Below are 5,963 nucleotides of genomic sequence, written 5' to 3' on the forward strand. Positions count from 1 at the left end.
CTTTTCAATCCTTTCGGGAGAGGCAGTCGTGAACGATTCTCCGGGCGGATCGCTCGTTCATTCCCTGCTCGACGAGGCGGTGGCCGAGGCCGCCACCTCGTCGGCGGTGCGCGACCGTGCGGGCGCGTGGACCTACGCCGAGCTGGCCCGGTGGAGCCGGGCCGTGGAGGCGGTGCTGGCGCGCCGCGGAGTCCGCAAGGGCGACCGCGTGGTTCTGCACCTGCCCACCAGCCGCGAACTGGTCGCCCTGTTCTTCGGCACCTCGCGCCGCGGCGCGGTGTTCGTGCCGATCAACCCGGCGATGAAGAAGTTCCAGTTCGACGCCGTGGTGGACAACGCCGATCCGGTGCTGGTCGTCACGCCGGACGAGTTCGGTCCGCTGTGGAACGAAGTCGAGCGGGCGGCGCACACCGGTGAGCGGGTGGAGGAGACGGAGGTCCACCCGGACGACATCGCGGTGCTCGTCTACACCTCCGGCAGCACCGCCACGCCGAAGGGCGTGATCGGGCCGCACCGCCAGGTCACCTTCGCCACCCGTGCGATCCAGGCCGTGCTCTCCTACCGCGGCGACGACGTGGTGTTCTGCCGGTTCCCGATGTCGTGGGACTACGGGCTGTACAAGGTGCTGCTGTCCTGCGCGGGCCGCAGCGAGATCGTGCTCGCCGACGCGGAGTCCGATCTGCGGCTGCTGTCGAGGATGCGGGAGGTCGGCGCCACGGTGGTCCCCATCGTGCCTTCGCTCGCCACCATGATCGCCACACTGGCCGGCCGCGAGTCCGGGCCCGCCGCTCCGGTGCGCCTGTTCACCAACACGGGCGCCGCGCTGCCCGGGGCCACGATAGCCAGGCTGCGCGCGGCCTTCCCCGGCGCCAGGGTGGTCCGCCAGTTCGGCCAGACCGAGTGCAAGCGGATCACCATCATGCCGCCGGACGAGGACACCGAACGTCCCGGGTCTTCGGGACTGCCGCTGCCCGGCACGTCCGTGCACATCGTCGCGGCCGACGGCACCGAACTGCCGCCGGGGGAGATCGGGGAGATCGTCGCGGCCGGTCCGCACGTGATGCCGGGGTACTGGCGCGCGCCGGAGCTGTCCGCCCGCGCCTTCCGCCGCGACAAGGCCACCGGAGGGCTGCGGCTGCACACCGGCGACTACGGGCGGCTCGACGCCGACGGCTACCTCTACTTCGAGGGCCGCCGGGACGACATGTTCAAGCGCAAGGGCATCCGGATGTCCACTTTGGAGATCGAGGCCGCCGCGATGGACATTCTCGGTGTCCGCGCCGCCGGTGCGATCCCGCCCAGCGAGACCCGGGACCTCGCCATCTGCGTCGAGAGCGATCTGCCGCCCACCACCGTGCTGCGGGAGCTCGCGAAGCGGCTGGAACCGCAGAAGGTTCCGTCGCTGTGCCACGTCGTCGACGAGTTCCCCCTCACCGCGCACGGCAAGAACGCGACGAAGGAACTCGCCCTGCTGGTGGAAGGTGCCCGCAAATGAGCAAGTACCGCGAGCTGGCCGAGAAGTTCGGTACGCCCGCCTACGTCTACGACCTCGACGTGGTCGCCGAGTCGCGCGATCAGTTGTTCGGCCTGCTGCCCGAGGGCTTCCACCTGTTCTACGCGCTGAAGGCCAACCCGCACCCGGAGATCGCGCGCGAGCTGCGCGAGAGCGGTGACCGGCCGTGCCGCGCGGAGATCAGCTCCACCGGCGAGCTGGCCAACGCGCTGGCGGCGGGCTTCACCCCGGACGAGATCCTCTACACCGGACCCGGTAAGACGAACGGTGAGCTGGAGCAGGCCGTCGCCGCCGGAGTCCGGCTGTTTTCCGTGGAGTCGCCGACCGATCTGCGGCACGTCGGTGCCGCCGCCGGGAAGTACGGCGTGACGGTGTCCTGCCTGCTGCGGGTGAACACCACGCAGGGCAGCGCCTCCACCGGCATCCGGATGATGGGCAGGCCCTCGCAGTTCGGCATCGACGCCGAGACGCTCCCCGCGCTCATGCCCGCGCTGATGGCGGTGCCCGGCACCCGCGTGGTGGGGGCGCACTTCTTCACCATGAGCAACGCGAAGGACGAGGACAGCCTGCTCGGGGAGTACGAGTTCGTGCTGCGGTCCGCCGCGGAACTGCGCGACGAGGCCGGGCTGCCGCTGGAACTTCTCGACATCGGCGGCGGTTTCTCCTCACCCTACGCGGTGCCGGGTCCGCGCACCGACTACCCGAAACTGCGGGCGGGGCTGGAGGCGCTGCTCGATCTCCATCTGCCCGAGTGGCGCTCCGGGGAGGTCGAACTGGCCTGCGAGTCGGGCCGCTACCTGTCCGGCAGCAGCGGTTCGCTGCTCGCGGGCGTGGTGAACGTCAAGGAGAGCCGGGGCAGCCGGTTCGTGATCCTCGATGCCGGGATCAACGCGGTCGGCGGTCTTTCCGGCATCGGCAGGCTGCTCCCCGCCGCCGTCGGGATCACCGAGGGCGAAGACACGGGGGAGAACGGGGTGACCGGCAGCCTGGTCGGTCCACTGTGCACTCCCGGCGACTCGCTCGCGAAGGCGGCCAGGCTGCCGGAGTTGTCGCCGGGCGACGTGGTGACGGTGCCGAACGTCGGCGCGTACGGCGCCACCGCGAGCCTGATCGCCTTCCTCGGCCGCCCGGCACCGGCCGAGGTCGTGGTGCGCGGCGGCGAGGTCGTCTCCGCCTCCCGGCTGGACTACGGGCGGGTCTACGAGGTGTCGCCATGACCGGAGAAGCCCGTGCCTACGGCGGCGGGACCGTGACCGGGCCGCATCGGCCGACGGTGATCGTCAGCAGCATGGCCTCCGATTCGCACACCTGGAACCTGGTGTACCTGGAACTGCTCGTGGGCGAGCTCGGCTTCGACGTGGTGAACCTCGGGGCGTGCGTGCCGGACGAGCTGCTGGAGTCCGAGTGCCTGAGCCGCCGCCCCGCGATGCTCGTGCTGAGCAGCGTGAACGGCCACGGGCACCAGGACGGCCTGCGTGTGATCCAGCGGTTGCGAGCGCTGGAGGAGCTGCGTGAACTGCCCGTGGTGATCGGTGGAAAGCTCGGCATCGGCGGCGGGCTCACCGCCGAGGAGACCGCGCAGTTGTTGCTCGCCGGGTTCGACGCGGTGTTCGACGACCACCAGGGCGCGTCCTCGTTCCGCCGGTTCGCCGCCACACTCCCCGGTGGGGCGGCACGGCTTTCCGCGCGGGTGGAGGGGGCCGGGGCGTGAGTTTCGAAGAGTTCGTCGCGAACCGGCACGCCGCCGGTGAGCTCGTGGTGCAGCCACGGATGGGTTTTGCCGACCCGGCCGCGATGCGTGCCGGGCTGGCCGCGACGAAGGCCGCGCGTGCCGCGACCGTCGGCACCGTCACGCTCGACAGCTACACACGGATCTGCGACACCGATTCCGCGGCCCACGCGCTGCGCCACGGCATCCCGCTCAACGGCTACCCGATCGTCAACCACCCGCCCGAGGCCACCCGGGAAATGCTCGACGGCATCGAAGGCCCGGACTTCCCGGTGCAGGTGCGGCACGGTTCGGCCCGTCCCGCGGACATCTTCCGCGCGATGATCGCCGCCGGTCTGCACGCCACCGAGGGGGGCCCGGTGTCCTACTGCCTGCCCTACAGCCGGACCCCGCTCGACGAGTCCGTGCGCAACTGGTCCCGCTGCTGCGAGCTGCTGCTGGCGGCCGGCCACCGGGATGCCCGGCCGCATCTGGAGACCTTCGGCGGGTGCATGCTGGGCCAGCTGTGCCCGCCGAGCGAGCTGGTGGCGCTCAGCGTACTGGAAGCGTTGTTCTTCTACCGCAAGGGGTTGCGCAGCATCTCGGTGAGCTACGCGCAGCAGACGAACATGGCGCAGGACCGGGAGGCGGTGGCGGCGCTGCGCCGGCTGTGCGCCGAGCTGCTGCCGGGCGCCACCTGGCACGTCGTGATCTACGCGTACATGGGGATGTTCCCGCGCAGCGCCGAGGGCGCGCGGTTCCTGCTGGGCAAGGCGGCCGAACTGGCGATGACGAGCGGTGCGGAGCGGCTGATCGTGAAGACGGCCGTGGAAGCCGACCGGATCCCGACCATCGCCGAGAACGTGGCGGCGCTCGAACACGCCGGGACGGTGGCGGCTTCGGTTCCTCCGACGGACACTGTGGACAGTGACAACCAGGTCTACCGGGAGGCGTACGCGTTCGTCGACGCCGTGCTGAACAGCCACGCGGACCTGGGGCGTGCGCTCGTGGTCGCCTTCAAACGCGGCCTGCTCGACGTCCCGTTCTGCCTGCACCCCGACAACGCGGGCCAGGCGCGCAGCCATCTCGACCCGGAGGGCAGGCTCGGCTGGTCCGCTCTCGGGTCGCTGCCTTTGCGCGGCGTGGCCGAGCGCGGGCACGCGAGCGCGATCACCTCGTCGACCCTGATGTCGGCGCTCTCCTACGTCCAGCACACCTACGACACCAAGGCGCTGGAACAGCGATGAGGACTTGTTCCGAAGGAAGAACAACCCAGTGAAGGGAAGCGCGATGAGCACCCGCCGGAAGGTCCGGGCGTATCCGTTCGACATGCACGAGATCTCCGTTTCCGAGCAGTACCACCTGCTGCAGCGGGACGAGCCGATGAGCCGGGTCCAGATGCCCTTCGGTGAACCGGCGTGGCTGGCGACGAAGTACGCCGACGTCAAGCTGGTGATGACCGATCAGCGGTTCAGCCGGGAGCTCGCCCAGGGCCTCGACCAGCCGCGCATGCGCCGCCAGCAGATGGGCGACGGCATCATGGGCATGGACCCGCCGGACCACACGCGCCTGCGCCGCCTGGTGGCCAAGGCGTTCACCGCGCGCCGCCTGGAGCGGATGCGCGCCGGGGTGCGGGATCTGGTGCACAGGCTGCTCGACGGCATGGCGGCCCAGGGCGATTCCGCCGACGTGGTGGAGGACCTCGCCCGGCCGCTGCCGGTGACGGTGATCTGCGATCTGCTCGGCGTGCCGCAGGAGGACCACCAGATCTTCCGCGAGTGGACGCAGGCTCTGGTCAGCGACGCCACGGCCAAGGGCGACGTGCTCGACGTCTACGGCGACCAGCTCGACAACTACGTCGCCGGGCTGGTCGCGCAGCGGCGCGAGGAGCCGACGGACGACCTGCTCGGGGCCCTCGTCTACGCCCGTGACGCCGGGGACAAGCTGACCGAGAACGAGCTGATCTCGATCGCGGGCGCCGGTCTGCTCACCGGCGGTGTGGAGACGGTTTCCTCGGCGCTGCCCAGCTTCCTCTTCACGCTGCTGACCCATCCCGCCGAGCTGGCGCTGCTGCGCGCCAAGCCGGAGATCATGCCCACGGCCGTGGAGGAACTGCTGCGGTACGTGCCGATCAACACCGCGGCGATGTTCGCCCGCTACGCCTCCGAGGACGTCCGCTTCGGTGACGTGGTGGTGCGGGCGGGCGACCCGGTGCTGCCGGCACTGCATGCGGCCAACCGCGACCCCGAGGTGTTCGCCGACCCGGATCGCATCGACCTGGCGCGCAGCCCGAACCCGCACGTGGCCTTCGGGCACGGCCCGCACCACTGCATCGGCGCCCAGCTGGCCCGGCTGGAACTGCAGGAGGCGCTGAAAGCCGTTTTGGAGCGGTTCCCCGAAATGCGTCTCGCGGACGGGCGTGACGGTGTGAAATGGGAATACGGCGTGATCGTCCGCGGGCCGTCGCTGATGCGCATCGCCTGGTGAATTCCCGCCCCTAACCGAGTTTTCTGGGGATCCGGCCCGGTCAGGGGCCGACCTACGATCGGACGAGTTGACCACGAATGCTGCCTTGCGAAAGCGGTGGAGTGCGCAATGCGTGAGTTTGAGAACGAGATGTCTCGTCAGGGTGACCAGGCGGGCGCGCGGCCGCGAAAACCCGCGGAAAACCCGGATTCCGGGTTCGCGGCCCGGCTGAGGGCAGTGCCGCCCGGCGAGCGCGCGGCACTGCTGGCCGAGGTC

5 protein-coding genes are annotated in these 5,963 nt (G+C 70.5%); all 5 read left to right on the forward strand.

The annotated features are described in order from the left end of the window. Nucleotides 1-28 precede the first annotated feature (28 nt). From ORV05_RS09265 to ORV05_RS09285, 5 genes are read left to right on the forward strand one after another with little or no spacing between them, the layout of a single operon-like run. Nucleotides 29-1,495: an AMP-binding protein gene (locus ORV05_RS09265; RefSeq protein ID WP_268758035.1), complete on the forward strand. Its 1,467-nt coding sequence runs from the start codon at nt 29-31 to the stop codon at nt 1,493-1,495. Beyond that, complete coding sequence (locus ORV05_RS09270) at nt 1,492-2,730, forward strand: type III PLP-dependent enzyme domain-containing protein (protein WP_268758037.1); 1,239 nt, start codon at nt 1,492-1,494, stop codon at nt 2,728-2,730. Before ORV05_RS09265 ends, ORV05_RS09270 begins: the two co-directional genes overlap by 4 nt. Beyond that, the gene (locus ORV05_RS09275; protein WP_268758038.1) at nt 2,727-3,224 is read left to right on the forward strand and encodes a cobalamin B12-binding domain-containing protein; all 498 of its coding nucleotides are present in this window, start codon (nt 2,727-2,729) and stop codon (nt 3,222-3,224) included. The genes ORV05_RS09270 and ORV05_RS09275 overlap by 4 nt, the downstream gene beginning before the upstream one ends. Beyond that, the gene (locus ORV05_RS09280) at nt 3,221-4,468 is read left to right on the forward strand and encodes a methylaspartate mutase (protein WP_268758039.1); all 1,248 of its coding nucleotides are present in this window, start codon (nt 3,221-3,223) and stop codon (nt 4,466-4,468) included. The genes ORV05_RS09275 and ORV05_RS09280 overlap by 4 nt, the downstream gene beginning before the upstream one ends. Before the next feature lie 43 nt (nt 4,469-4,511). After that, nucleotides 4,512-5,708, forward strand: a complete 1,197-nt coding sequence (locus tag ORV05_RS09285; RefSeq protein ID WP_268758040.1) for a cytochrome P450 — start codon at nt 4,512-4,514, stop codon at nt 5,706-5,708. Nucleotides 5,709-5,963: the final 255 nt, after the last annotated feature.

Source organism: Amycolatopsis cynarae, from assembly GCF_026802195.1.
Classification (GTDB): Bacteria; Actinomycetota; Actinomycetes; order Mycobacteriales; family Pseudonocardiaceae; genus Amycolatopsis_E; species Amycolatopsis_E rhizosphaerae.